Raw genomic sequence first — 3,151 nt, forward strand, 5'->3', positions numbered from 1 at the left:
GCTCTGCTCTGGTGTCTTCGCAAAGGAACGAGCGGGCTGGGCCGTGAGCCGGATATCCTGGGGGTCTTCCTGCCGCAGCGGTATTTGCGGGATCTCTCGCAGGGCCTGAACACCTTCATCGAGCAAGAGCTCGACAGCCCGAACCTGGGTACTGGTGAGGTCGTTACGCCGCCCCATGGTTAGACCGTCAACGTGACGGTCGTTGCGCCGCGCACCCTGCGCGCCGCTCGCGCGAGCATTGCCGGTGGAGTAGTCGATGCCAATGATAGCGCCCGTGGCGCCGACACCTCGTGCGAGAAGGGAAAGTTCACACTCGTGCCACAGGCCACGTCGAGCACCGTCAGACCCGGCTCGAGGAGGAAGCGTTGGAGAAATATCTCGCAGATCTGTGGTAAAATCTGTGTGGAGGAGACCCCGTATGGTAAAGACGCTTCAGAGCCTGGTGGTCGTATTGTGCTTGGCGATGTGGGCGGATGTGTTGCGGGCGGAGCAAAAGACGCAATCCCCCCATGTCCCGAAGGGATGTAAGCTCACCCTTCCAGCGGGGGACGCCGAGGCGGGAAAGACGGCGTTCCTCAAGATGGGATGCTACAGCTGCCACAAGGTGCCGGGAGGGGATTTTCCGGAGGCGCGCATCAGCGGTGGCGTCGGACCGGATCTCGTCCCCGCATATAGTCAACTGCCGCGAGAGTTCCTGGCAGAAGCCATCATCAATCCACACAGGTACATGTCCGGGACGTTGGAGCACTACCGGGGATCCGACAAGGTGTCGTCGGAGATGCGCGACTACAGTAGTGTCATGAGCGTACGCGAGCTGCTCGACATCGTGGAGTTTCTCAAACAACTGAACCACAAAACCGAAAACAAACCATAGCCGTTCGCCCTTGCCGCGCTGCGCGGCAAGAATGGGCGCAGAGGGAAGTGAAAGTGCGCAAGCCGATCAATCGCATTCTGGTTCCCGTCGATTTCTCCCCCGATTCCCAGAATGCCCTGCGATACGCCGCTGACCTTGCCGCCGTGTTTGGCGCAGAGATCATGATGTTGCATGTGGTTGAACCCGTCTACGTCGCGGAGCCGTACCTGGGAGTCGCACCCGAATTCGGGATGTTCCTGGACGAACAAATGCGCAATGCAAAGGCGGTATTGGCAGGGCTCGGTACCGACCTGAAAAAGAAGGGGCAGCGGGTCCGCACGATGGTCACAGCAGGTCCGCCCGCCCTGCTGATCGTGGACACCGCCAAAGACATTGGGACCGATCTGATTGTGATGGGCACGCACGGGCGCACCGGACTCGCGCACATGTTCATCGGCAGCGTGGCGGAGAAAGTGGTGCGGACAGCGCAATGCCCGGTCCTAACGGTGCGGGGTGCTGCCAGCAAACGAACCGCCACGAAAAGAGTTCGCTGAGCCCTATCTGCTTTCAAGGATGGAGGCGGCGCGACCTTCGTCGAGGCGCGTGCCGATTTATTGATCACAACGGACGCAACACGCTCGCGAACGCATCAACGTTGCCTGGCACGTCGCTCACTTCGACGCTGCTGGCTTGCTTGTCATGATCTCGGCGCGCACCACGTCCATGATCGCAGTCACGACTCGCTGGATGTCGAGTCGGTTCTTGTGGGTTGCGCGGCTCCCGAAGATGAGTTCCTCGATGCTCTTTGCCAGCTCGCGTTCGGCGTGATCCCTGTCCATCGCTTGCTCCTCTGCGCTTCGAGGATACGACACCCTCAGATGAACGCTCGACGGAAAGGATCGGGCGCCACGGGTCGTCGTTTAGGTTCTTCCCAGAAGCTGGTGGTCAAACCGGTCATCCTCCTCAAACTGCGGCAGGTCGTCGGTGATCGTATGCCAGGGAGCGTTCTGTCCAACGAAGATATGCCGGAACGGGCGCGTCTCAGGGTCGCCATCCAGTACCCCTGCGTACAGCACCACGAAGTCGGTTCCCTCCAGAGCAACCGGCACGGCAGGCATCCTGAGCGACCTCTGTCTGGCGCTGCCGAACGCCCGCTAGTCGTCGGGGCCGAATTTCTGCAGCAGGATTCTCACCGTGTGCTGTGAGCCTTCGTCGAGCATCTCATCGTATTGCCACCGGCGCAGGATGGCGAGGATCTCCATACGGCGGATGGGGTCGGTGTTCACGGCTCGTAAATCACGCTCCATCTGCTCGACGAACGGGCTCACGTCAATTTCACATATTGACCGGCTCGGCGTGCAAACCTCCTTAATCGCAGATGCCGCCAGCGAAACACGTATATGGCGAGCAGCAGAAGACAGTGATATCGTCACACGTTCCACCTAGCCCGGAACAAGTGCTCGGGGTGGGGGTGGTGGGCGCTGGCGTCAGCGTCGGCGGCACGCTTCCGCCGATGACCAAGTCCGGACCGCCACAGCCTGACAGTGGCGCTGCCAGCAGCCACAAAGCGAGTGCCGTGGTGATCCGTGCACCGCATAGCCGCCGACGATTACTACGCGCAGCGTCGCAAGGAGCGCTACTCATGACGGTGACGAAGTCGTGAGGCCGTGGGCATCAGCTCGCGCTCGACTCACTGGCCCGGTGTCGGGGTCGGATGACAATGGTGGTGATGGTGACGCCCGTGATGCTGGGCAAGCAGAGGCTGACAGCTCGTCGGCAGGCTTTTGTTCTTGGCCAATCCGCGCAGGCACTTGATGAAGTCTTTGCCAGTATCTTGTCCACAGACCGTTGCGTCCTGCTTGCACGTCTGCCACGCGGTGATCTTGGCTTGCATCTGACTGAGACGCGTTTGGCACTCCGTGGTCAGCTGACCCTGATTAGCGGGTGTCTCAAGACAAGCAACGAAGCCAGCGAAGCCACCAGCAGAACCCGGTGTGCCGCAGAGCTTCTGGAATTCCTGGCGGCACGCTCCTCCACCGTGAGGCCCGTGGGCCAGAGCCGGTGCCGCCATGAGCGCCACTGCAAGCGGCGCACTCAGTGCGATCATTCTCGACATTTTCATTACGATCCTCCTCTCGGAGTTTTGAACTCGATTTGCATGCGATGCGCGATCAACTTCGGACACCGGGCGATACAAGCCTCCTGTGTCCACCTATCCCTTATAACGACCCCCCGGCCGCATTGGTTGACCGTCTCCGGGGCACCGCGTTCGGTCAACTTCGCCCCGCACCGGTCGCA

General features: G+C 60.8%; 6 protein-coding genes. 3 read left to right on the forward strand and 3 right to left on the reverse strand.

Annotated elements, in window-relative coordinates; all coding sequences use genetic code 11:
- The 3 genes from VF515_12610 to VF515_12620 all read left to right on the forward strand — a co-directional run.
- On the forward strand, positions 1-183 hold a 183-nt coding region (locus VF515_12610), incomplete at its 5' end, for a hypothetical protein (protein ID HEX7408477.1).
- Between the two features lie 235 nt (positions 184-418).
- Positions 419-874: a cytochrome c gene (locus VF515_12615; GenBank protein HEX7408478.1), complete on the forward strand. Its 456-nt coding sequence runs from the start codon at positions 419-421 to the stop codon at positions 872-874.
- 47 nt (positions 875-921) lie between these two features.
- A complete protein-coding gene (locus VF515_12620) occupies positions 922-1,407 on the forward strand; it encodes a universal stress protein (GenBank protein HEX7408479.1) in 486 nt (161 codons plus the stop codon).
- Positions 1,408-1,524: 117 nt separating this feature from the next.
- On the opposite strand, the gene VF515_12625 is transcribed toward VF515_12620, so the two are convergent.
- From VF515_12625 to VF515_12635, 3 genes are all read right to left on the reverse strand, one after another.
- Positions 1,525-1,692 carry a hypothetical protein gene (locus VF515_12625; protein ID HEX7408480.1) on the reverse strand — a complete coding sequence of 56 codons (168 nt, stop codon included), beginning with the start codon at positions 1,690-1,692 and terminating at the stop codon, positions 1,525-1,527.
- A gap of 81 nt (positions 1,693-1,773) precedes the next feature.
- The gene (locus VF515_12630) at positions 1,774-1,971 is read right to left on the reverse strand and encodes a hypothetical protein (GenBank protein HEX7408481.1); all 198 of its coding nucleotides are present in this window, start codon (positions 1,969-1,971) and stop codon (positions 1,774-1,776) included.
- 36 nt (positions 1,972-2,007) lie between these two features.
- On the reverse strand, positions 2,008-2,181 hold the full coding sequence (locus VF515_12635; protein HEX7408482.1) for a hypothetical protein: 174 nt from the start codon (positions 2,179-2,181) through the stop codon (positions 2,008-2,010).
- Positions 2,182-3,151: the final 970 nt, after the last annotated feature.

The organism is Candidatus Binatia bacterium, assembly GCA_036382395.1.
GTDB lineage: Bacteria > Desulfobacterota > Binatia > HRBIN30 > HRBIN30 > JAGDMS01.

What these genes read in the sequence shown, in the direction of transcription:
- VF515_12615 (HEX7408478.1), top strand. Translation starts at nt 419, where the DNA reads ATGGTAAAGACGCTTCAGAGCCTGGTGGTCGTATTGTGCTTGGCGATG.
- VF515_12630 (HEX7408481.1), bottom strand. Translation starts at nt 1,971, where the DNA reads ATGCCTGCCGTGCCGGTTGCTCTGGAGGGAACCGACTTCGTGGTGCTG.
- VF515_12625 (HEX7408480.1), bottom strand. Translation starts at nt 1,692, where the DNA reads ATGGACAGGGATCACGCCGAACGCGAGCTGGCAAAGAGCATCGAGGAA.